This is a genomic window from Leptospira kirschneri serovar Cynopteri str. 3522 CT (genome assembly GCF_000243695.2).
GTDB classification, from domain to species: Bacteria; Spirochaetota; Leptospiria; order Leptospirales; family Leptospiraceae; genus Leptospira; species Leptospira kirschneri.
Map to the genome: position 1 here is coordinate 706570 of NZ_AHMN02000004.1, position 23168 is coordinate 729737.

22 protein-coding genes are annotated in these 23168 nt (G+C 36.2%); 6 read left to right on the forward strand and 16 right to left on the reverse strand.

Annotation, left to right across the window (positions count from 1 at the left end):
• Positions 1 to 2: 2 nt before the first annotated feature.
• Positions 3 to 410: a response regulator gene (locus tag LEP1GSC049_RS221145; RefSeq protein WP_000643584.1), complete on the forward strand. Its 408-nt coding sequence runs from the start codon at positions 3 to 5 to the stop codon at positions 408 to 410.
• On the opposite strand, the gene LEP1GSC049_RS221140 is transcribed toward LEP1GSC049_RS221145, so the two are convergent.
• Entirely contained in the window at positions 407 to 1108 is a 702-nt protein-coding gene (locus LEP1GSC049_RS221140) for a purine nucleoside phosphorylase YfiH/LACC1 family protein (RefSeq protein ID WP_004758690.1), read from the reverse strand. The genes LEP1GSC049_RS221145 and LEP1GSC049_RS221140 overlap by 4 nt on opposite strands.
• Before the next feature lie 82 nt (positions 1109 to 1190).
• On the opposite strand from LEP1GSC049_RS221140, the gene LEP1GSC049_RS221135 reads away from it, so the two are divergent.
• Complete coding sequence (locus LEP1GSC049_RS221135; protein WP_016748739.1) at positions 1191 to 1832, forward strand: phosphoribosylanthranilate isomerase; 642 nt, start codon at positions 1191 to 1193, stop codon at positions 1830 to 1832.
• Entirely contained in the window at positions 1829 to 4375 is a 2547-nt protein-coding gene (gene mutS, locus LEP1GSC049_RS221130; RefSeq protein WP_004762055.1) for a DNA mismatch repair protein MutS, read from the forward strand. Before LEP1GSC049_RS221135 ends, mutS begins: the two co-directional genes overlap by 4 nt.
• On the opposite strand, the gene serB is transcribed toward mutS, so the two are convergent.
• The 9 genes from serB to LEP1GSC049_RS221090 all read right to left on the reverse strand — a co-directional run bounded on the left by serB (position 4358) and on the right by LEP1GSC049_RS221090 (position 12803).
• Positions 4358 to 5239: a phosphoserine phosphatase SerB gene (gene serB / locus LEP1GSC049_RS221125; RefSeq protein WP_004783389.1), complete on the reverse strand. Its 882-nt coding sequence runs from the start codon at positions 5237 to 5239 to the stop codon at positions 4358 to 4360. The two genes, mutS and serB, sit on opposite strands and share 18 nt — an antisense overlap.
• A 7-nt stretch (positions 5240 to 5246) precedes the next feature.
• Positions 5247 to 5993 carry a GDSL-type esterase/lipase family protein gene (locus LEP1GSC049_RS221120; RefSeq protein ID WP_004752478.1) on the reverse strand — a complete coding sequence of 249 codons (747 nt, stop codon included), beginning with the start codon at positions 5991 to 5993 and terminating at the stop codon, positions 5247 to 5249.
• Between the two features lie 7 nt (positions 5994 to 6000).
• Positions 6001 to 6177, reverse strand: coding sequence for a hypothetical protein (locus LEP1GSC049_RS2000000228175; protein WP_000875511.1), 177 nt, complete (start codon positions 6175 to 6177; stop codon positions 6001 to 6003).
• 371 nt (positions 6178 to 6548) lie between these two features.
• Positions 6549 to 7604 (reverse strand): biotin synthase BioB, encoded by a 1056-nt coding sequence (bioB, locus tag LEP1GSC049_RS221115; protein ID WP_004751969.1) that lies wholly within the window; start codon positions 7602 to 7604, stop codon positions 6549 to 6551.
• Positions 7605 to 7644: 40 nt separating this feature from the next.
• Complete coding sequence (gene bioA / locus LEP1GSC049_RS221110) at positions 7645 to 8946, reverse strand: adenosylmethionine--8-amino-7-oxononanoate transaminase (RefSeq protein WP_004752205.1); 1302 nt, start codon at positions 8944 to 8946, stop codon at positions 7645 to 7647.
• Positions 8943 to 9608 carry a dethiobiotin synthase gene (gene bioD / locus LEP1GSC049_RS221105; protein WP_004758844.1) on the reverse strand — a complete coding sequence of 222 codons (666 nt, stop codon included), beginning with the start codon at positions 9606 to 9608 and terminating at the stop codon, positions 8943 to 8945. Before bioD ends, bioA begins: the two co-directional genes overlap by 4 nt.
• Positions 9608 to 10738 carry an aminotransferase class I/II-fold pyridoxal phosphate-dependent enzyme gene (locus LEP1GSC049_RS221100; protein ID WP_004758820.1) on the reverse strand — a complete coding sequence of 377 codons (1131 nt, stop codon included), beginning with the start codon at positions 10736 to 10738 and terminating at the stop codon, positions 9608 to 9610. Before LEP1GSC049_RS221100 ends, bioD begins: the two co-directional genes overlap by 1 nt.
• A gap of 17 nt (positions 10739 to 10755) precedes the next feature.
• Positions 10756 to 11736 (reverse strand): malate dehydrogenase, encoded by a 981-nt coding sequence (locus LEP1GSC049_RS221095; RefSeq protein ID WP_004751752.1) that lies wholly within the window; start codon positions 11734 to 11736, stop codon positions 10756 to 10758.
• Positions 11737 to 11756: 20 nt separating this feature from the next.
• Positions 11757 to 12803: a DsbA family protein gene (locus LEP1GSC049_RS221090; RefSeq protein WP_004752692.1), complete on the reverse strand. Its 1047-nt coding sequence runs from the start codon at positions 12801 to 12803 to the stop codon at positions 11757 to 11759.
• 259 nt (positions 12804 to 13062) lie between these two features.
• Here LEP1GSC049_RS221090 and LEP1GSC049_RS221085 point away from each other — a divergent pair, with 259 nt between their 5' ends.
• Complete coding sequence (locus tag LEP1GSC049_RS221085; protein WP_004751723.1) at positions 13063 to 13368, forward strand: hypothetical protein; 306 nt, start codon at positions 13063 to 13065, stop codon at positions 13366 to 13368.
• Positions 13369 to 13376: 8 nt separating this feature from the next.
• Complete coding sequence (locus LEP1GSC049_RS221080; RefSeq protein WP_004770716.1) at positions 13377 to 14018, forward strand: hypothetical protein; 642 nt, start codon at positions 13377 to 13379, stop codon at positions 14016 to 14018.
• 468 nt (positions 14019 to 14486) lie between these two features.
• Here LEP1GSC049_RS221080 and thrB read toward each other — a convergent pair whose 3' ends face one another.
• The gene (gene thrB, locus LEP1GSC049_RS221075; RefSeq protein ID WP_004752120.1) at positions 14487 to 15452 is read right to left on the reverse strand and encodes a homoserine kinase; all 966 of its coding nucleotides are present in this window, start codon (positions 15450 to 15452) and stop codon (positions 14487 to 14489) included.
• A gap of 277 nt (positions 15453 to 15729) precedes the next feature.
• Here thrB and LEP1GSC049_RS221070 point away from each other — a divergent pair, with 277 nt between their 5' ends.
• Complete coding sequence (locus LEP1GSC049_RS221070; RefSeq protein WP_004752123.1) at positions 15730 to 17205, forward strand: sodium:solute symporter; 1476 nt, start codon at positions 15730 to 15732, stop codon at positions 17203 to 17205.
• Here the strand turns inward: LEP1GSC049_RS221070 and LEP1GSC049_RS221065 are convergent.
• The 5 genes from LEP1GSC049_RS221065 to LEP1GSC049_RS221045 all read right to left on the reverse strand — a co-directional run bounded on the left by LEP1GSC049_RS221065 (position 17162) and on the right by LEP1GSC049_RS221045 (position 23133).
• Positions 17162 to 17992 (reverse strand): alpha/beta fold hydrolase, encoded by an 831-nt coding sequence (locus LEP1GSC049_RS221065; RefSeq protein ID WP_016560405.1) that lies wholly within the window; start codon positions 17990 to 17992, stop codon positions 17162 to 17164. The genes LEP1GSC049_RS221070 and LEP1GSC049_RS221065 overlap by 44 nt on opposite strands.
• The gene (locus tag LEP1GSC049_RS221060) at positions 17980 to 18903 is read right to left on the reverse strand and encodes a hypothetical protein (RefSeq protein WP_004758855.1); all 924 of its coding nucleotides are present in this window, start codon (positions 18901 to 18903) and stop codon (positions 17980 to 17982) included. Before LEP1GSC049_RS221060 ends, LEP1GSC049_RS221065 begins: the two co-directional genes overlap by 13 nt.
• A 6-nt stretch (positions 18904 to 18909) precedes the next feature.
• Complete coding sequence (locus tag LEP1GSC049_RS221055) at positions 18910 to 20124, reverse strand: pyridoxal phosphate-dependent aminotransferase (protein ID WP_004758920.1); 1215 nt, start codon at positions 20122 to 20124, stop codon at positions 18910 to 18912.
• 51 nt (positions 20125 to 20175) lie between these two features.
• Positions 20176 to 21885, reverse strand: a complete 1710-nt coding sequence (locus LEP1GSC049_RS221050; RefSeq protein WP_004752549.1) for a DNA repair helicase XPB — start codon at positions 21883 to 21885, stop codon at positions 20176 to 20178.
• A 342-nt stretch (positions 21886 to 22227) separates the two neighbouring features.
• Positions 22228 to 23133 carry an aldose epimerase family protein gene (locus LEP1GSC049_RS221045; RefSeq protein WP_004752635.1) on the reverse strand — a complete coding sequence of 302 codons (906 nt, stop codon included), beginning with the start codon at positions 23131 to 23133 and terminating at the stop codon, positions 22228 to 22230.
• Between the last annotated feature and the right edge of the window lie 35 nt (positions 23134 to 23168).

Sequence of the window (23168 nt, forward strand, 5' to 3'; positions counted from 1 at the left end):
ATATGAAAGCAGGTGTAGCTCCCAACGGAAGACCGTATCAAGTATTGATCGCAGAAAATTCCAGATTCCAAGCAAAACAGTTGGCTCAAATTTTGGAATCGGAAGGTTATCAGGTGATAGGGTTTGCAGAGAACGGAAAGGAACTCGTCAAACTCTACGATGAACACAGACTTGTAGATTTAATTACATTGGATCTAAACCTTCCAGTAATGGACGGTTATGCGACCTTTTTTGAGATTAAGGGGAAAGGGGTTCTTCCTAGAATTGTAATCGTTTCCGAAGAGAATACTCCCGCCGTTTTAAAAAATCTTATAGACGAAGGTGCAATGGATTATATTCCAAAACCGATTAAACGGGAAAAAATATTGGAAAAAGTCAACGCGGCTATCAAAAAAGTTCCCAAGGTCTAACCTTCTTTCCAAATCAAATTCAGATTTCTTCCTGTTTCCTTTTTACGATGGCTGAAGAAATCTGAATTCTCTTCTAAAGTACAAATTTTATCCGATTGAAGTAAAACTCGAATTCCATTTTTTTCCAAACGAAATTTAAGAAAAGATTCCAGATCGAGTACAGTTTTATCCTCTCCGTTTTTTCTTAAACAATCCGGAAATTCTTTTCGAAACAAAAATGCTACGTCCTCACCTACTTCATATCTCAGACCGCTTGCATAAGGTCCTAGATAACCTACAAGTGAACCTTCTTTTAAAATAGAATCTGAAAAAGAATGTTTTAAAGTTTTTTCTGTGATTCCGGCCAGTGTTCCTTTCCAACCGGAATGAATCGCTACAAACTTAGGACTTTGGATGGACCAAAAAAATAAGGGCATACAATCTGCAGTTTTAATACATAAAACTTGATTCGATTCTTCTCCGATCCATGCATCCCCTTCCGGAAAAGAAAGATTCTTAGATATTCTTAAATCTACAACTCCGTCTCCATGAACCTGGTTTAAAATAAAAATTTTAGATTCGTGAAATCCGGTGAGTTTGGAAATTTCATTTTTTTGGTCATCTACATTCAAATTTATGAAAGGAAGTTCTTTTTTACCTGCAATTAAAATCTTAATTTTTTTTTCTGTAGAAATTGGAAAAGAATAGAACAAAGCCATAAAATCCTAAATTACATTTTAGTAGTAAACTGACCAGTGTTAAAGTACGTGATCTAAAGAAACCCTTCCGAAAGATTGGATCATGAAAATGAATTCTTTGGAAAAAACAAAGATCAAGATCTGCGGAATTAAAAATATAGAAATCGCAAAAATTTGTAAAGAAGAAGGAGCCGATTATATCGGACTAAACTTTGTATCTTCTAGTCCTAGAAAAATTGAACTTTCAAATGCTCAAAAAATCGTGGAATACTATAGATCGGAAAAAAATTCCCCCGAAATTGTACTCTTATTCTATCAAAATTCATTCGAGGAAATTGAGTCCATTACTTCCATATTGGATCACGATCTAGTTCAATGGGTCTGGGGTGATCCTTCAGTAAGTAAGGAAAAACTTTTAGTCAAACGACAGATTTGTTCTTACAGAGTTCAAGCTCCGATCAACGATCAGGATTTAAAAGACATTGTAGCGGAGTTTTTGATCTTGGATAGTTATTCTAAAGGTATAGGAGGAGGAACGGGTGAAACATTCAATTGGGAGTTCATTTCCAAAATTAAAAGAAAGTTTCTTTTAGCAGGAGGTCTCGATCCGTCTAACGTAGTCAATGCGATTGAAATCGTAAAACCGTTTGGAGTAGACGTTGCAAGCGGGGTAGAATCTTCCCCAGGAATCAAAGATCCACAAAAAGTAATTCAATTTATCAGGAACGTAAAATCTACATCATGAATTTGGAAAGTACAGCGACTTCGGCAGAATATTGGAGCGATTTAGCGGACGCTCTCAACACACCTATGATGAAACAATTCCTTGCGATCAAAAAGGATTTTCCGGATACGATTCTTTTTTTTCGGATGGGAGATTTTTACGAAATGTTTTTAGAGGATGCTAAAATCGCTTCCTCGATTTTAGATATCGCACTCACCAAAAGACAAAACGCGGTGCCTATGTGCGGGATTCCCTATCATTCCAAAGACAATTATATATCCCGACTTTTGAACGCAGGAAAAAAGATTGCTATTTGTGAACAGTCTAAGCCGGAAGAAGCGGGTTCTAAATTGATGACTCGGGACGTGGTTCGGATCATCACACCAGGAACCGTGATCGAGGAAAATCTTCTTTCAGGTTTTCAAAACAACTATTTAGCAGTATTACATCTTAAAAAAAGTCTAATTTACTTTGCCATCGCCGATTTTTCGACTGGCGAAGTTTTCTATTCCTCCGTCTCGATTACCAGTTTGGAAAGATTAGTAGCGGAATTAGAAAAATTTAAACCGTCAGAAATTTGTGTTCCAAAATCTGAACATTCTTTCTTTCAAGAATTAGAATATTTTAAAAATAGAGAATTTACAGTCTTAAAAGACCAAATAGAAACTTCCGAAAAAGATTCGTTTCAAATACTTTCAAAATATTTAAACGAATATATCCGAGAAACATATAGAAATAACAAACTCGTTCTTAGAGAACCTAAAATACTGAGTTCTGGAAAGTTTTTGGAAATGGATCGGGAAACAATTCGTAATCTGGAACTTGTAGAAAACGAAAAAGAAAAGAACAATACTCTTTATTCTATATTCAATTTTTGCAATACTGCAAAAGGAAAAAGACTGCTCAAACAAAGGATACTATTCCCGGAATGTGATCCTGTTGTTCTTTATTCTCGTTGGGAAAAACAAGACATTCTTTTAAAAACCGTACTAGCTCCTTATATCACCGCGTTAAAAGACTTCGGAGATTTAGAAAGAATTCTAACACGTTTTAGAGGAAACCACGCATATCCTAGGGATTTCCGTTCTCTATTAAACTCAATTTCTTCAGGTATGAAACTAAAAGAAGAATTGGAAAAAATTTCTTATCCGTTTTTGATCCCGGTCGAAGAATTAAAAAAAATTTCCGATTTTATCCAGGAACGCCTGCATCCGGAAGACGATCTACCAGTGATTTTAGGAAACGGTATTTTTCTAAAAAAAGGATTCTCCCAAAAGCTGGATCAGGCCAGAGAAGCTGGGGTCAAAGGAAAAGATTGGATCTTAGATTTAGAAACGGAAGAAAAAAAAAGAACCGGTTTAAATACATTAAAAATTCGTTATAATAAAATCGTAGGCTATTTTATAGAAATTTCCAGGATTCAAGCGGAACAAGCTCCTAAAGATTATCTCAAAAAACAAACTCTCGTAGGAAGCGAACGTTTTACGACGCCTAAGTTAGAAGAAATAGAAAGAACCATTCTAGAAGCAGATGAAATCATACAAGAAATAGAAAGAACAGAATTCAATCGAATGGTGGAAGAAGTCTTGAAATTTTCATCTTCACTTCTTTCTTTTTCGGAAGAAATCGGAGATTTAGATTTTCAAATTTCGCTTTTAACCGCCAAAGACAAGTTTGGTTGGATTCGTCCAAAACTTTCCGAAGATCGTTCTTTAGATCTAAATGACTCCAGACATCCGGTCGTGGAAGCGACTCTTCCACCCGGTCAAGAATTTATTCCCAATTCCGTTTATTTAGATACTCAGGACAAAGCGATCGCAGTTTTGACAGGTCCGAATATGGCGGGTAAATCTACGTTTATGAGACAGATTGCCCTCAATCAGATCTTATTTCAGATAGGCGCATTTGTTCCTGCAAAATCTGCAAAACTTCCAATTGTAGATAAATTATTTACTAGGATCGGAGCGGGAGACAATCTCACCGCAGGAGAATCTACGTTCTTCGTGGAAATGAAAGAAACCGCGAATATACTCAATCATTATACAGAGGATTCTTTAATTCTATTTGATGAAGTAGGTAGAGGAACTTCCACTTATGACGGAATGAGCATCGCTTGGTCTATTCTAGAATATCTATCTTCTTTGTCCGTAAGACCTAAGACTATCTTTGCCACACATTATCACGAACTTACGGAACTTTCCCGTTTAGGGGGAATATTCAATCTTTATCTAGAAACTTTAGAAAAAGAAGATAGAGTTTTATTTCTTCGAAAAGTAAAAGTGGGAAAGGCAAAAAAATCTTTTGGGATCTATGTGGCAAAGATTGCGGGAGTTCCAGAACCAATTGTAAAAAGGGCAGCGGAACTACTAACCGATTTAGAATCCAAGAAAAAAGAAATTAAAATCCAAGAAGCACAACCTACACTATTTACAGAACCAGAAACTAAAAATCTAATTTCACAAACGGAAGAATCTATTTTAAAACTCAAACTAGAAGAGATGACTCCGATAGAAGCATTAAAAACTCTGGAAGATTTTCAAAAGAAGTTAAGGAAACAGAAATAAAAGAACGTCCATCGGAGCAAAATCGATCCAGTTTACGATCTGCTTTTTTAAACCTTCCTTTGCGTGAAAACCGATTCCAATTCCGGCTTCGTTTAACATCAAAGAATCATTTGCACCGTCGCCAATCGCCACCACTTGAGAAGGACGAATTTTTTCGCGATCTCGAATTGTTTTTAAACATTCTGATTTCTTATTTTTATCTACGATTTCTCCAAGAACGTTTCCGGAAAGTTCTCCATTTATTTTTTCCAAAACGTTTGCATAAACTTCGTCTATTCCGTATTGTTTTTGAAACATTTCTAAAATATCCGTAAAACCTCCGGAAAAAACTGCGGTTCTAGTATTATTTTCTTTTAATATTTTCAGAAGTCTTTCTACACCAGTATTCAATTCCAATTTAGGATATAATTCCGTAAAAATGGAACTAGAAAGACCTTTTAGATGGATACATCTTTTTTTTAAAGCCTCATTAAAATCTAGGTTTCCTTCCATCGCTTCTTTGGTCACGGAAGCTACTTTCTCATAAACTCCGGCGAGTCTTGCCAATTCGTCTATAACCTCTTGACGGATCAAGGTTGAATCCATATCAAACGCGAAAAAACTTTTTTCCTTAGGATCCAACAAACGATTCACTTGAATCAAATCCGCACCTTTTTTAGAAAACGTTTCTCTCCATTGAAGTAATTCGGAGCGTTCTAAAACACGCGGAATTTTCCATTCGATACAATTCCAAAAACCTCTATTCCGAATTTTAGAAGAAGAAAGTAAAAACGTTTCTTCCGGTTTTAAAGAAATAAAATCCCCCATTCCTAATAGAATTTCCTTTCGAATTTCTTCCGGTTTTTCTGTAAGGATTAAAAGCAAGGGAACCTTAAAAATAGGGTAAAAGTATGGGTTTTAGTTTATGAATCCAGGCCCGATATGCTTTTTCATTCACGTGAATTTTATCCTGTCCTGGCCAAAATTCCGAATCCAAAACGGGTCGATCCTTTTCTCTCAAGAATTGCCAACCGTCCAAAAATTCCACATTCTTATAAGATCGAATGATAGAAATCCAGGTAAGATTGATTACTGGGGAAACCCTATTTACGGTTTGATTTCGGACGGGAGGAATTCCTAAAACGACTATTTTTATATTCGGGTTGAATTTGAGAATTTTTTCTAAAATTCGATTTAGATTCATTTCCGTAATATGCAGGCATTTTCCTTGAATGAGATCATTTCCACCAATCTCTAAAACGATTGCTTTTGGGTTTAAACTTAAAACGTCTTCTTCTATTCTTTCCAGAAGAGTTTCCGTCATATCTCCGCCGATTCCGCGGTTAACCGCACCTGGAAATTCTTGGATCATCAGTTCTTTGGGAAATAATTGAATCAAAGAATCTCCTACAAAGACTATATTTGCAGATTTAATTTTCTGATTTTCGTTTTTATAAAAATTTCGAAGCTCGGCCCATGCAGATTTATACATTCCGAAAGTCTCGGAATCACGGAAGCCAGACCCAGACCAACATTCAAAGTCAGGGCTCGAATAATCATCCGTATATGATTTCTTAATCAAGGAAGAGCAGTAAGTAAAAAGAAAAAGCAAAGAAATTGAAAAAAGAAACTTTGCCAAAGATAAATTACTGCTCCTGCGGTTCTTTCATGTGAAAACGTTTATGCCAATCCGCGATTTGTGCTTGAAGATAGTCTTCGGAATCACAAATTCGAAACTCAATCGGATTGTTGGAGGCAGTATCAATCAGCTTAGCTTCTATATAACCGTTTTTCAGCTTATTGATTTCTATTTTATATTTCATTCATCAAACTCCAGTAATGCCAGGTTTTTAGATCAACGTAGGCTTTCAATCGATTCTAAAAAAGCGAACAACCTTTTTCAGATCCCAAAAGAATAACTTTAAATCTGACATTTCCATATTGTTTTTTCAATTTTTTTCATTTCGAAATTCAAACAACAAGACACATAACGCGTTTGAAAATCGAATTCTACTTTTCTTCGCCTAAATCGTGTTTCTTGTTAAACCTAACTTCATATTCAAATTCGGGAATTTTAAATTACGAAACGGTGTATAACAATCCATATTGTTCTCAGACTCAATTTAATAAAAAAAAGTTGCTGGGAAAGCTTAAAAAATATCAAAATCCATTTTTTTTGAAATTTTTTAAGTTTTTAAAATTTCTTAAATTTATAGAGTTCTGGAAAATTTTTCTCAGAATAAAATGATTCCGTGCCGAAATCTTCTGGAAGAATTTCTCCATTGGATAGTTCAGGAACAAAACCGGCGTCCCGAATCATCGCAACCGTCTCTAAAATCTCCGAACCTTTTACATTTAAATAGCCGGAAGAGAATAAAGAATTAGCGGCAAACAAGGCTGTCGCGGAAAGACTTCTAAGATGTCCTTCCCTTCCAGCCGCAATTCGAATTTCGGAATCCGGATTTATCAATCGAAACATACAAAGAATTCTTACACAAAGTTCCGGAGTCAAAACATTTGGATTCTGGATCGCATGTCCTTTTACTGGAATGAAAAAATTCACTGGAATTGAAATTACACGAAAGGATTTTAGTTCAAAAGCAACATCCACAATATCTTGAAGCGATTCACCCATTCCCACAATCACTCCGCTACACATTCCGATTCCGGCCTTAGAAACCGAGTCCAATGTCTCGGCTCTTTGTAAATAAGTATGAGTATCACAGATTTCCGGATAATGATTTTCGGAAGTATTGAGATTATGATTGTAACGATCTAGACCAGCCTCTTTTAAAACTTGAGCTTTTTCTACATCTAACAAACCAGCAGAAAGACAAACCTTCATGTTGAGTTCGTCTGTAATTCTTTGAATGGTAGAAGCAAGTTTTTCAGTTGTTAATTGGTTTGGCCCTGTTCCAGAAGTTACCATACAAAAACGATAAGCTCCGTTTTTTTTGGCCTGAACCGCATCCTCATAAATCTCTTGTTCAGATTTCATAGGATATTCCTGAACTCCTGAGTTTGCGTTCTTTCTTTGAGCACAGTAACCGCAGTCTTCCGGACAATGACCGTTTTTGATATTATCTAAAATATGAATTCTTACTTTATTTTCGAAGTAACGATTTCTTTCTTGAAACGCTTTATCTAAGCAAGTAGTTAAAGGAATGACGCCGTTTAGAATTTCTAAACCTTCTTCTTTTGTAATTACACTTGGAACTTCGGAGAATATTTTTTCGGATGTCTTGAGCATTCTGCAGACAGATTCAAGCAAATGAGTTTTCTTGAAAAGTCTAATTCCCAAAAGAAATTTCAGAGAGTGTTTCCCGAATCGCGGAAAAGATTTTTTCCAAAGAAGAATTTTCTATATTGTACGGAGGAGTAATATAAATCACGTTTCCCAAAGGACGAAGTAAAACTCCTTTTTCTAAAAATTTCTTCTTGAGAATTTTATTTCCAGGATAATGATAACCGCTTTCTTTACCTACTTCTAATTCTAAAACTCCTACGGCTCCTAAAACCCTACAATCTTTTACTACTTTTGGAAATTCTTTCGCGATCTTTTTTAAATCAACATTGAGTTTGGATTCTAACTTTGCAATTTGTTGCAATCGATTCTCTTCAAAAAAAATTTTTAAAGAAGCAAGCGCCGCAGAACAAGCAATCGGATTTCCGGTCATAGTATGTCCGTGGTAAAATCCTTTTTCCGGATCAGAGGTTACAAAAGCAGAATGAATCCGATCGTTTGTCAAAGTCACGGCAACTGCAGAGACACCAGCGCTCAATCCTTTTGCCAACGCAATAAAATCGGGCCGTATCTTTGCTTTTTGATAAGCGAAAATAGATCCGGTTCTGCCAAAACCGGTAAAAACCTCATCCACCAAAAGCAAACTACCGTATTTTTTGGCGATGGTTTCCAATTTTTGAAGAACTTCTTCTTTATAAAAGATCATTCCTCCAGAACCTAGGATCAAAGGTTCAATTACAATTCCTGCAACTGATTTTGGATTTTTTTGAAAAAATTCCTCTATCGGTTCAATACATTCTACTTTGCAAGATTCCGGTTTTTTACCCATAGGACAAAAGCTACAATTTGGAGTTTGAAACTCTTTCGTAGGAAACATCAATCCTTGAAACACACGATTGAAGACAGAATTTCCGCCGACGCTCATAGTCCCGATTGTATCTCCGTGATAAGAAACATTCCATTTTATGAATATTCTTCGATCGATTTCTCCCGTATTTTGAAAATATTGATACGCAAGTTTGATCATAATTTCAACGGCAGTCGAACCGTTGTCCGAATATAAAACTTTTTGAAACAGCCCGTCTGTAATTTTTAAAAGTTCGGCAGCAAGTTTTTCGGCAGGATCGTGGGTAAAACCCGCGAGTAAAACATGATCTAATTTTTCCAACTGATCCTTAACCGCTTGAACGATCTTAGGATGATTGTGTCCGTGAATACTTACCCACCAGGAAGAAATTCCATCTATATAAGAATTTCCTAATTCATCATATAAAAATTCGCCTTTGGCTCTTTCTATTTTTAAGGGAGAATCCGGTTCGAATTGTAGAGTAAAAGGATACCAGATCATACCAGTATATTTTTTATAGATTCGTCTAAATCAAATCGTGGAATACATTCATTTTGAAAACATTCACAACTGATCCTTTCGTTAGAATTCAAAAAGAAACTTCCAAGAGAAATTACGCCGCTCCATTCCGTAATCGTTCGAATATTATCTTCCGTAGTTTTATCTGGAACTCCTAGAAAATAAATTCCCTTCAAATCAATATTTCTATTTTGAATCGCTTCAATAGAAAGAAGAGTCTGATTGATCGCACCCAAAGAAATAGGCGCCACTAAAATCAAAGGAATCTCCGCTTGACGGATTACTTCTAAGGTAAGCATTCTACGATTCAATGGTACGAGCAAACCACCCGCTCCTTCTACAATGATTTTCTCGTCTCGAATGCTATAAAGATGTCTAGAAAGTTCGTCTGTGTCAATTTCAGTTCCTTCCAATTCGGAAGAATAGTGAGGAGAACCTGCAAACGCTAAAGAATAGTAGTTTTTTAAAACATAACTTTCGTGCAATCCTGTAAGACGCATTAGAGTGACACGATCACTATCGTCTCCGGTCTGAACCGGTTTAAAATACTTAAGTCCTAAAGACTCTCCGTATTTTCCTAAAATGAGAGAACTAAAAAAAGTTTTCCCTACATCGGTTCCAGTACCTCCTATAAAAACTGCCATCAAAACTCCGGTAAGATAGAAATCAATTTTTCTAATATAGATTCAATCGTATCGGAATGAATACTGATTCTAAGTCTGGGAACGTTTACAGTGGGTGGCCGAATTGCCTTTACATAAAGTCCGCTTTTTCTACAAAGTTCTGCGGCCTCTAAAACCTCTTTTTCTGACGGAAATAATACAGGAACAATCTGGGATTCAGAAGTGGTCTTTGGATAATTTTTAGTCTGAATAGAAACTCTAAAACGATCCGCCTTTTGTAAAAGATCTATTCTTTCTTTTTCCATAGACTTTACAATCGAAATAGAGGTAGGAATCGCATGTACAATTGCAGGCATAGGTGCTGTGGAATAAATGAATGTTCTCATTTTGTTGATCAAAAACTCCTTTCCGATTTTAGAAGTTCCAATCCAGGCGCCTTCTAAACCTAAAGATTTCCCACTTGTATATGTGATAAAATCCACTTCTTTGATTTTTTCCAAACCTAAAACTTGAGAAACCCTACCCTCTCCTTTTTGTCCAAATACACCAATTCCATGCGCATCGTCTAAAATCAGAACCGCATCATATTTATTTTTAAGATAGAGAAGATCCTCGATCGATGCCAGATCCCCATCCATACTAAAGACGGTTTCAGACACGATGATTTTTTCTTTTCTATTGGACTTTTGAAGAAGTTCCTCTAAATGATTTAAGTTTAGATGTTTATAATATGTTTTTTGTGCGCCGGAAAGACGGATTCCGTCTAAAAGCGAAGCGTGATTAAGCCTATCCGTAAAAATTTCAGACTTCGCGTTTGCAATACAAGAAATCAATCCTACGTTGGCTGAGTAACCGTTTGAGACCCAAAGAGAAGTTTCTGTTCCTATCCATTCCGAGCAAGTTTGTTCAGCTTTTTCAAAAGAACTTCTATGTCCACTGACTAAACGAGAAGCACCAGAACCAGCACCATAAAGTTCCAGTCCTTCTTTTAAACTTTTGATAAGTTTAGGATGACGTGTAAGTCCTAGATAATCGTTAGAAGATAAATCTACTCCGTAAGGAATTTCTAAAGATCGAAATAGAAAATCCTTTTTCAAAGATTCTAAAACGAAAGAGGTTTTCTGAATGAAAGTAGATGGACTCAGGTTCAAAAAACCTCTTTGAAATTTTAGAGCATTTCCTTCACTTCATTTCTTTCGGAAATAAGCTCTTCATGAGTGATTTTGAATTTTTCTTTTGCAAAATCGTTCAATGAAATACCTTGAATAATTTCAACTTTCTTTCCGTCTGACTTTAAAGGAAATCCAAAGATAAGTCCTTTTTCTGCTCCGTAAGATCCATCGGAAACCACCGCCGCAGAAAAACAATCTCCAGGCGCAGTAGGAGTGATGATTCCCCGAACCGTGTCCACTACTCCATTCGCTGCGCTTGCCGCAGAAGAAGCGCCTCTTGCTTTAATAATCTCTGCGCCTCTTTGTTGTACATTCTTGATAAAATCACCTTTTAACCATTCGTGATCTGAGATTACGTCGGTAACCGGTTTTCCGGAAATCTTCGCATTGTAAAAGTCAGGATACTGAGTAGCAGAATGATTTCCCCAAATTCCAAGATGAGTCACTTCTTTTACGGGAACTCCTGCCTTAGAAGCAAGTTGAGACTTTGCTCTATTTTCATCCAATTTAGTCATCGCAAACCAACGATCTTGAGAAATTCCCTTTGCGTTGTTCATAGCGATCAAACAGTTTGTATTACAAGGATTCCCAACTACTAGAATTCTCACGTCAGAGGCGGCGTTTTTTTCAATTGCTTTTCCCTGATTTACAAAAATTCCACCGTTGATTTTGAGTAGATCTCCTCTTTCCATTCCAGCTTTTCTAGGAACGGAACCAACTAACAACGCCCAGTTGATCTCTTTAAAAGCCGTGTCCAAATCGGAAGAGACGGTCACCTTTTGCAGAAGAGGAAACGCACAGTCTTCCAATTCCATAATGACACCTTTAGCCGCAGGAATCGCAGCTTCCAATTCAAGCATCTGAATTTCAACTGCAGTATCGGCGCCGAACATTTGTCCCGAAGCAATTCTAAAAAGTAAAGAATATCCGATTTGTCCCGCAGCGCCTGTAACAGCGACTTTTACCGTCTTACTCATATTTGGGTGACTCCTAATTTTTAATTTTTAAGTTCTTGATCAATTACTTTGATAAAAGCTTCCATCGGTTGAGCACCTTCTATCATAACTCCGTTGATAAAAAATGCAGGTGTTCCGCTAACCCCGTATTTTTCACCTTCTGCCATATCCGCTTCCACTTCTTTACGCACTTCAGAATCGTTCACACATTGACTAAAAGCTTTCATATCTAATCCTAAACCTCTTGCTAAATCCAAAACTCTTTCCTTAGGAAGGTTCCCGGAATTATCAAAAAGAACTTTGAAAAATTCCCAATATTTTCCTTGAGAAGCAGAACAGTTAGCTGCAATATGCGCAAACATTGCGTTTGGATGAAAAGAAAGAGGATAATCTCTAAAAACCCAACGGATTTGATCTTTGTATTTTTCTCTTAACTGAGAGTTTACGGACTGACTTCTTTTACAGAATGGACATTCAAAATCGGAAAACTCTATCACTGTGACTTTTGCGTTTTCCGGTCCGATAGAAGGATTGTTTCCAGCCAGAATTGTATTATCTCTGAGAGGAGGAAGTTCTTTGACCTTTACAGAAATATTATATTGATTTCGAAGTTGCCCAAAAAAAGTATTTCTTGCTTCTTCTTTTTTTTGCGAAATGAGATGATTTTCAATTTCGGCTTTCACTTGATCGAAAGATTTTCCTTTGAGCGCTGGAGAATTTTTATACTGTTCATAAACCGCTCGCATTTCTTCGATACTAGGAGCGGGGACCGAAGGTTCTAAAAGTTCTTTTTCAGAAACATTACGTTCTTTTGCTGCAAGAGAGACTACTTTTTTACTAGCAAATTCGGAAAGAACACGATAAAGACGATCATTTGTTTCCGAATAAAACTTACGAGCAATTCTAGGATTCTCTTTTTCAACGTCTTTGATCGTATAATTTTTGCCGTTAATTTCAACGACTCCATCGGGAGAAAAATAGGAAATCAGCGGAAAAATGGTAAATGCGATATAAATCAAAAAAATAGCTGAAAGTATCAGCAGGGGTCTGAATTCCTTAGTTTTCAGTTTTTCGATTATGTCTTTCATGGAAATATTCCCTCCAATGGTCGGAAAAACGACGACTTAGTTTCCCCTACCTGCCAACTTAGAAATCTTAGACAGGGTGGCAAACTATAAATTCGGATTTCATTTTTGCCATTTTTAGAACCCTAAAATCGAAAGTGCAGATGAAAACGGTTCTTAAACAGTAAAAAATCCGAAAAATAACTAAAGTGTTTCTCTGATTACCGATAGTTTTAATAGAGAAGATCGGTTTGATCTTATTTTAAAAAGGAGGTGGGGGTTTATGAATATAAGAGGACTTACAATCCAACCATTTTTGTCTTACTGGTTCCAATTTAACAAAGAAACGGAACCTGTCGTTTCTGAGACACAAATCCAAGAAGAAAATTCCATTTCCGAAACGACACCCAGTACAAAGATAAATAAAATCAAACCGGAAGAGCTTGTTATGAAACCTTCTCCCGTATCTTTTGAAGAAAGGATGAATCAAGTCATCAGTCCTGAACAAATGAAAAATCTTCTTTCTATGATGACACGCTCCAGAATGAGCGAAAATTTGAACGATCACAAAATCGACATAAGGCGATAAAGAAAATTTTGTTTTTAGGTCTTATTTACACGGTCGGTCTGGATATTTTTTTGATCCTGACGGGTTCGGCTGCATTTCTTGGTTTAAGTTTTCTATTTTTTAAGGAAGTCATTTATCCAGCCATAAAAAAAGGAAGCGCTGGAATAGGAACTCCACCGGAAGAAGGAGATCGATTTCTGCTCGTGGTTCCAGAAAGCCAGAGAAACATTCGGTTCAGTGTGGGGCAAACTTCTGGAAATATTAGAACTTACTGTAACACAATTTCCGATAATCATTTGATATTTAACCTGAAAAAAGCAAAAGACTCGGAAGATTATGAAATTCAAATATTAAGAAATTCTGCTGTACTATTCAAACCACCTGGAATGCCTACTTTCTCCAAAATGGAATCCACCGAAAAATTGGATAGTTATGAAGTGATCGGTAAAAGTGCAGATTTTAGAATTTCAGATAAAGTAGTAAAAGAGAGAATGACTCAGTATTTTGAAATTGGCCTTTCGTCTGAATTTTTTATCAATAACTTTGGAAAAGAAAGGATGAGATTTATTTTTACGATCACAAAAATCCATCCTGGCCTGAACCGAAAAACTCCGATCAAAAAAGGTCTATACACCTTTGGTAAAGAAGAAAGAGAAGAACCTGAGGAATGATTTTTTGAAATTCCAATCAGTTTTTTTTGCGATTCTTCTTTCTTACGTCTCTAAATAATCATCAAGTTATTATAGTCTATTTATTTTTATTAATACGGATTGTTTGTAAAAAAGAGGAAGGCAACAATTTACTTTCTTTGTTTTTTTAGCAGAATGACAGGATCGACCTGAAAAATACGACCGAGAAGTACAAATCGTTACACATACAATAGAGTTGTTGAAAAATTCCATAGTGGTGTTTAACAAAACTATTTCAATTGCTCGTTTCTATGAAATAGAAACAGATGGAGAATTCATTTTTCAACAACTCTAACGATTAAAGTCAATCAGACGATTTCTGATATGAACCGTTTTTGGCCTTTTGAAGGAGCGGACGATACAGAATGGAAACGTAGAATTTCTCAGATGTCGTGTAATTGATTTTTAGTTAGTCCTTTTTTAAAATAGATATTTTAGATAGTTAAAATATTATAAAATTCTAATTTTTTTTGAGGATTCTAAAATTCCATCCTCTTCTACTTTTAAAGAAAGAATCTGACAATGAAAATGATTTTCTTGTACAAACTCGGAGATTTTTTCTTTGAGAATCTTTTCGACCCTCACTGCCTTATTTCTTTCCGAAAATAAAAGAACAGAAGGACCACTTCCCGAAAGAGAGTATCCAATTAAATTCTTATGAACCTGCGTTAAAAAAGGATTCAATTCGAATTCTGAATGCATTCTATACGGAGTATGAATCCGATCATCCAGCGCCAGTTTCAAAAGTGAAATTTTTCCGGAATCCAAAAATTCCATCCAAGTAGCGACCCGACTCATATTAAAAATTACGTCTTCGGTGGAATACGAACTAGGAAGAGTTTTTCTAGATTGATGAGTGGAAGTTTCTAAATTAGGCACAATCAAAAAACAACGTATTTTCTTTGGAAATTTTTTTTTGACAAATTCTAAACGGTTTCCGTTAAAATAAGAAAACACAAAACCGCCTAAATAAGCCGGAATTGTATTGTCGGGATGTCCTTCGATCTGACCAAGATGAAATAGAAATTCGTTTTCTTTAGGGATAGAAATCCCTGGGTAAAAGTTTTTATGCACAAATCTAGCGGCACAAACTCCCGCAACGGCTGCACTGGCACTAGAGCCAAGCCCTCCTTTCATGGGAAGTTTTAAATCCATTTGAAGAGAATATGGAATGATTTCTTTTCCTGACAAAAATTTTTCAAAATAGGATCGATAGGAAGATAAAACTAGATCTTCATCTGGACCAAATGGTAGTGTTTCCATTCCTTTTACGGAAGTTTTAAATTCTTTTCCAGGTAAGAATTGAAATTGAAATTGATTGTAAATTCGAAACGCAAGACCAAAAAGATCAAAACCTGGCCCTAAGTTAGCCGAGGTTCCAGGAACTCGAATGGAATATTGTAAAATCGAAGACATAAAAAGAAAAACGATCTTGCAAAGATCGAAAAAGTTACGACCAGAATTTCTTTCCGAATGAAAACGTCATTTTATTTTCCGCTTTTAAAATCAGGATTTTCAAACACAATTACAAATCCCTAAATCAGAAACTGAAAATCGTGAACACGAGAAAACTTTTTAAAGTTTTCCCATTTTATTTTTGCGAAAATAGTATGTATCGCTTGAGTTCTCATAAAGACTACAATCCAAAGAAAAAGAGTTTTCTGGGTCTTCTGAAAATGAATTCTGCCTGATTATGCACTTTTCATTTTTAGATCTAATCGTTTTATTTTTCTACGTTGGTTTGGTTCTTTTTTCGGGATGGTTCACTTCTAGAAAAAAAGATAAGAATTCCTCTTCTTACTTTCTTGCAGGAAAAGAAATTTCTTGGATTGCTTTGAGTTTTTCAATCGTTGCAACTGAAACGTCTACTCTCACTTTTTTGAGCATTCCTGGACTTAGTTATTCAAGTAATTTTACCTTTCTCAGTCTTGGTCTAGGGTTCGTTTTAGGGAGAATCATCGTAGCCAAACTTTTTATTCCTATGTATTACAAATCCGGTTTTATTTCCGTTTACGAATGGGTGGGAAACCACTACGGAAAAATTTCTCAAAAGACGGTCACATTTTTATTCAAACTCACTCGCATTTTAGGAGACGGAGTGAGAATGTATGCATCCGCAATTCCGGTTGCAATTCTACTTGAAGTTTTCTTAAAACAGTTTTCTCTTTTGAAAACCACGAATCTACACATAGAAATTTTAAGTCTTTTACTCATTTCTGGAATCACAATTCTTTACACAGTCCAGGGAGGATTTCGTTCCGTGGTTTGGGTTGATTCGATTCAATTTTTAATCTATGTCGCGGGAGGAATTTTTGCGTTTTTTTATTTAGGTTCGATACTTCTTGAAAATGGATTCGACGTTTCTTATCTAATCGAAAATGCAAATCAAACAAATAAGTTTCAAATTTTCGAATGGACTGATTTTTCTTCCGCTTATTTTTTCCCCACTGCTATTTTAGGAGGAATTCTTTTGACCTTAGGAACTCACGGAGTAGATCAGATGTTCGTTCAAAGAATACTCGCGTGTAGATCAGAATCGGACGCCAAAAAGGCGATGATTTCTTCGGGAATTTTTGTATTTTTTCAATTCTTATTATTTTTAAGTATTGGAATTCTATTATATTTTTATTATAAAGATTCCTCCATTCCCAAAGATAAGGTTTTTTCCAAATTCATTTTAGAGGAAGTACCTTCGCCGATCACAGGATTTTTGTTAGCCGCTATTTTGGCTTCGGCTATGTCTACGTTATCTAGTTCTATCAATTCCCTTTCTTTGACTACTAAAGTAGATTTAAAAATAGAACAATTCGGTTCTAACACTTTAAGTTTATTCTGGGGGATGATTCTTCTCTTAAGTTCCTTACTTCCCCTATTTTTAACAACTGGAAAAAAGGGCCTTGTGGAATTAGGATTATCCATTTCTTCTTATACCGTCGGCCCGATCATTTCAATTTTTTTAAGCGGAAGAATACAAAGTTTTTATTATATGCAAAAATTAAAAGATTCTTTTGCGTCTTTGGCGATAGGACTAACCCCGATTTTAACGTTGATCTTCGGTAAATGGACCGGTTTCAGTTTTACTCTTTTGGTTCCATTCGGAATCGTAACATGCTTGTTACTCGGATTTAGTTTACTGCAAATTCAGAATCGTCTAACTTCTCAAAAATAGATTCCAAAATTCTTTTAAACTCAGGTGCTTTTGTAAAATGGATATAATGATCACCGCCAGGAATTAAATAAAATTTAGAATTTGGAAAAAAATTTAGAGCGATCTCAATATCTTCTTTATGAAAGTATTCCGAAGCTCCTCCCGTAATAAAATACGTTTTTCCCATATATGGATGATTTGTATAATTATCAAAAAAGTCCTGGAATAACCTCGGAGAATTCGCGATTCCTTCCACATTGAGTTTCCAACGATAACCTCCGTTCTCGAGACGTTCTAAGTTCATCTCTAAAAAATTTCGAATAAAGGCATTCGGAAGAATTTTTGTTAACGCCGAATCAATTTCCTGTCTGGATCTAAAACTGGAAACGTCCGTCCTAAGACATAAAAGTTCACGTTCATAATGAAACGGATAATTTTTAGGAGCTATATCCTCTATAAATAAGAAAGATAGAATATTCGGATTTTTTAATGCAAATCCCATGGAAACAAGTCCGCCCATGGAATGTCCCAAAACTACCGGTTTTTCTAGTTTTTGTTTTGTGATCCATACTTCCATATCTTCCACCATAGAAGAAATAGAATGTTCACTGGAATGGGGAGAATCTCCGTGATTTCTGAGATCCAAAAGATAAACGTCGGTATACTGACTTAAAAAATCTCCTACATTCAACCAATTTTTGGAAGACCCAAAAAGACCGTGCAAAATAATAATCGGTCCACAAATGGGAGAAAAAAATTTACCCTTTTGAAAATCAATTTTACGAAAACTTAAATCTACTGTAGACATTCTTTGTGGATTATCTTTAGAAAATTATGATATTTTTTACCGTATCTATAAGGAAGAAATTGCAGATCCTTTCTAAAAGATTCGTAAATTTCTTTTCTGGATTCGTCTTTTCCACACTGAATCGTTTCTGAATCTTTTGTTAAAGTTTCTAATTTTTTGGAAATCTGATTCGCAAAAACATTCGCATAATTACCGTTTGGATGTAGTTGAAGATAACGAATTCTTCTTTTTTTTTCTTCGTTCAAAAAACAAAAAACGTCTCTTTTACAATTGATTTCCGGAGTATGTTTTACCCCTAAAAAAGCCGCAAAGTCCCCAGGCCCCCTGTCTCTAAAGTCTTCCCCTATTTTCCAAAACACTTCCGGATTGATTTTGACGGGTTTGCCCGGAATAATTTCTCCCGAATTTTTGGAAATATAATCCGTTAATTTAGATTCCTTACGTTTGTTTTCTGGTTCTTGCAAAATTTCTAATATTCTAACCAAAACCACAATTCTTCTGATTTTTAGATAAATATATTCGTCCCCATGATAATTTTTATTTTCCTCCACGGAACTTAAATATTGAAAAACGGATTCTAGTTCGTTCAATCCAGTATTTGTAGAATATAACATTTTATCGATAGAACGTAAGATTACTTTATAAGCGCCTCTTTCTTCCAAATCGAAAAGAAACTGAGTTTCTACCCAACCACTCAGACCGGAAGAATCGGATACGAAACGAAATTTACGATCGTTTTGTCTTTCGTTTTTACTCTGAACAATTTCACCAAAACTAAGACGACGTAAAATTTCAGATTTTTTATCGGGAAATAAATAAAGAGGAGAATTCGGTTTTAGAACCAATCGATCTCCTCCCCAAAGACATGGAAAAGACGTAAAAAAGATTAGGATCAAAACGATCCGTCTCATCGTTTACTAGTTCAAATCCCTTATCATTTCCGCAATTCTTTCCACCCCTCGTCGGATGTCTTTTTCTCCCATTGCGTAGGAAAGTCGAAGGGCCTGGTCTTCTCCAAAAGCAATTCCTGGAACCGCGGCTACTTTATATTTTTCTAATAAAACACTACAGAAAATTTTACTGAGAGAGGTTTCAGAAGATCCTTGTTTTAGTTTTATAAAACCAGTAGTTTTGTAAACATCCGTCAAATACGGAAATACGTAAAAGGCTCCTTGGGGATTATTACATTTTACACCTGGAATCGCATTCAAAAGGGAAACGATAAGATCTCTTCTGGTTTGAAACGCTTTTCTCATCTCTTCTACACAGGACTGATCTCCTGCAATTGCGGCTTGTGCCGCCGCTTGGGAAATCGAAGAAGGATTCGAGGTGGACTGACTTTGGATCGTTTCCATGTTCTTAACGATATTCAAATCGCCCGCTCCGTAACCGATTCTCCAACCGGTCATGGAATAAGTTTTAGAAACCCCATTGACTACAAAAGTTTGTTTTTTTAGTTCCGGAGACAACATAGCAAGATTGGAAAAAACGAATCCGTCATAGACTATCTTTTCGTAAATATCATCGCTCATAACTTGAATTCCGGTAGAAAGTACGATCTCTCCCAAAGCCTCTAGATCTTTTTTAGAATATCCCGCCCCAGTAGGATTGGAGGGAGAATTTAAGATCAAACATTTTGTCTTAGGAGTAATTACCTTTTTCAATTGTTCCGGAGTCATTTGAAAGTTCGCCTCCGGAGTAGTGTTAACAATCACAGGAACACCTTCCGCCAAACGAACAATATCCGCATAACTCACCCAATACGGAGCGGGAATGATAACTTCGTCTCCCGCATTTAAGGTCGCTAGAAAGTAATTGTAAATAACTTGTTTACCGCCGGTTCCAACGATCACTTGACTTTTATCGTAATCAAGTCCATTGTCTCTTTTGAACTTGTGAACGATTGCCTCTTTCAGTTCAACCGTTCCGGAAACAGCCGTATAACGAGTCATTCCCTTATCGATCGCATTTTTTGCGGCATCTCTAATATGGGATGGAGTTTCAAAATCCGGTTCACCAGCTCCGAAACTGACAATATCTTCTCCCTTTTTTTTCAACTCGTTCGCCTTAGCGGTAATCACGAGAGTGGGAGAAGGTTCAATGACGTTCAGCCTTTTTGCGCTGAGATCCATGCTATTCCTCTTTTTTTATTTTGATCCGTTTTTTCAATCACATGGAAAGAATTAGACATTATTCAATTGTAGTTGAGCCAATTCTTCTTGAGCCTCTCTGAATTGATCCAAGGTATAGATCTCGTATTCATATCCTTGTTCGGTAAGAAACAACTGGCGATTTTGTCCGAAACGTTCTTCGTTTGTATCTCTAGATATGAGAGAATAAAATACGGCAGTGTTATCGTGACCTTTCGGTCTTAAAATACGACCCAATCTCTGCGCCTCTTCTTGTCTAGAACCGAAAGTGCCTGAAACTTGGATCGCAATATTTGCATCCGGCAAGTCGATTGAAAAGTTCGCTACCTTACTCACTACGAGAGATTTGATTTTACCGGAACGGAACGCGTCATACAACGTCTGTCTTTCCGGAAGAGGAGTTTTACCGGTAATCAAAGGAATATTAAATTTCTTTGATATTTCTTCTAATTGATTGATATACTGTCCAATTACGAGCAAATGAGACTCTGAATGTTTTTTCATGATGAGATCGATCGCCTTCATCTTTTCCGGATTTTCAGAAGCCAGCCTGAACTTTTCTCTATCGTCCGCAATGGAATATTTCAGACGAAGATCGTCTTCCATACTAACTCGAATTTCTTTACATTTTGCCTCTGCAATCCAAGACTTACTTTCCAGCTCCTTCCAAGGAACGTCGTATTTTTTAGGTCCAATCAGAGAGAATACGTCTTCTTCTAAACCGTCCTCTCTCACAAGCGTTGCAGTCAGACCGAGTCTTCTTTTTGCCTGAAGTTCGGAAGTCATTCTAAACACAGGAGCAGGAAGTAAATGTACCTCGTCATAGACGATTAACCCCCAATTATTGGCTCCGAATAAATGAAAATGTGTAAAATCTCCGCCTTTTTTCTTTCGGTGCGTTAGAATATTATAAGTCGCGATTGTAATTGGACGAATTTCTTTGACTTCGCCAGAATATTCTCCTATATCTTCAGGAGGAATGTCCGTTTTATCTAGAATTTCATTTCTCCATTGACGGATGGAAAGTGTGTTTGTAACTAAAATCAAAGTTTCAGCGCCTACAATTTGCATCACTCCGATTCCTACGATGGTTTTTCCAGCACCACAGGGAAGTACTACAACTCCGGAACCACCTTCGTTCCCTCCCCCAGCGTGAAATACTTCCACACAGGCCCTTTGATAATCCCGCATTCCAAATTTTTTACCACTAATGCTTGTAGGTCTTAGGTTAAATCCGTATTTATTTCCTTCGTCATAACCGGCCAGGTCTTCAACTGGAAAACCGATCTTGATCAAAGCCTGTTTGATATGACCACGATATTCCTTTTTGATATAAATCTTATCTGGGAAAGTAGATTCTATAAACGGTTGAACAGCTCTATGATTTCCGATTTCTTGCAAAAATCCTTTTTCATTGGATAGAATTGCGAGTTCCCCGGATTCTTCTTTAACGAGCTTTACCTTTCCGTACCGGCTGATCTGTTCTCGGATTTCGTTGACTATGTTTTTAGGAACGGAATATCTGGAAAATTTTTCCAAACATTCTACAATTTCATCTGCAGACATCTTGATCGATGCGGCGTTCCAAAGGGAAAGCGGAGAAATTCTATATGTGTGAAGGTATTCGGGGCTTTTTTCCAATTCGGCAAATTTGGAAACTACACTTTGACAGGCTTCAAATTCCGGATTATCTACCTCTAAAAGCATGGTTCTGTCGCTCTGAACGATTAAGGGTTTACTCATTTGTATTTGGTTTCCTGTTTGTTTAGACTGAAAATCGACCTCTTTCTGTCAAGAAGAATGCGAACATAAGTTCCAACCGAATTAGAAACCTCTAAATACACGGTGATTTTCTCGCTTTGATTACAATCTAGAGTTTTCTAATTCAATTGTTATTGGTCACGACTAAAAATTCGAAAAAGAATTCTGCAAGAACTTGGTCGAGAGGCTTTTCTTTATCATAAAATTATACTTTTTACAAGTAAAAAGGTTTCTTTTGTGGGAGTTCCCACAAATTTGAATTTTACAACTCATTCCGATCCATGTAGGAACTACTACTTTTAGCTTTCTTACATGGAGTTTGCGTTAAATGCATTTCACAACAATTTGAAAACTTCCGCTCTTTTTTTCTTCAGGAAGGATGGTAGTTAAGGAAAAGCCATTTACAACCGCATTTCCTGGAGCGCTCATTGGTTCTATCGCAATTCTATTTTTAGAAAAGTCCGTATAAATCTGAAAATACGAAAGTTGTATATCATTTTTATTCGACAAATTAGATCGAATCCGAACTTCATAAGAATCATCTGGAATCTGTAAAAGAACCCAAGCGTCTTTTCCAAAAAATAAAGAATCTAAAATCGGAATTTTTTCTAATCTAAATCGATCCGTTTCTCTTGCATAAATTGGATATATAGGTGTCAGGTCTTCTTTTAAAGGAATCTGTTTCGAAAGATTAGAACGAAGAATACAAGGTTGTTTGTCCGATTGGATTCTAAAATAGGGATGATACCCATAACAAAATCGAAACGGATACGAATTATGGTTTAAAAAATCGGTTTCGAGAGTCAGGATTTCTTCGTTGAAAATTCTTCTAAGAGAATACGTTTCTCGAACGATTACATTTCCCAAAGAAGAATTCAATAATTCTTTTTCCGGAGAAAGTTCAAACTGAATAGAATCTTCCGTCTTTTGAAGAACTTTTCGCTTCCAAGCAAAACCAAGTCCGTGGATAGGATAACCGTTTTTATCTTTGTTTATGATGGAAGATAATGAAATCCATTCTTCTCCCAGACGAATTCGATCATCCGTATGTCGATTGACCCACGGATACATCAAATAAGAACCGGAAGAAAAAAAAGGTTCACTTATATTATAACCGGAAATGATTTCCAATTCTCTTCCACTTAAGGGATGTTTCCAAATCCAAGAAAGAATTTGTTCACCGTGATCCGTAAATTTTAACCGAGAACAATCGCTAAAAATCTCAAACACATCGGCAAACTTTTCAGAAATTCAAAATCCTTTCC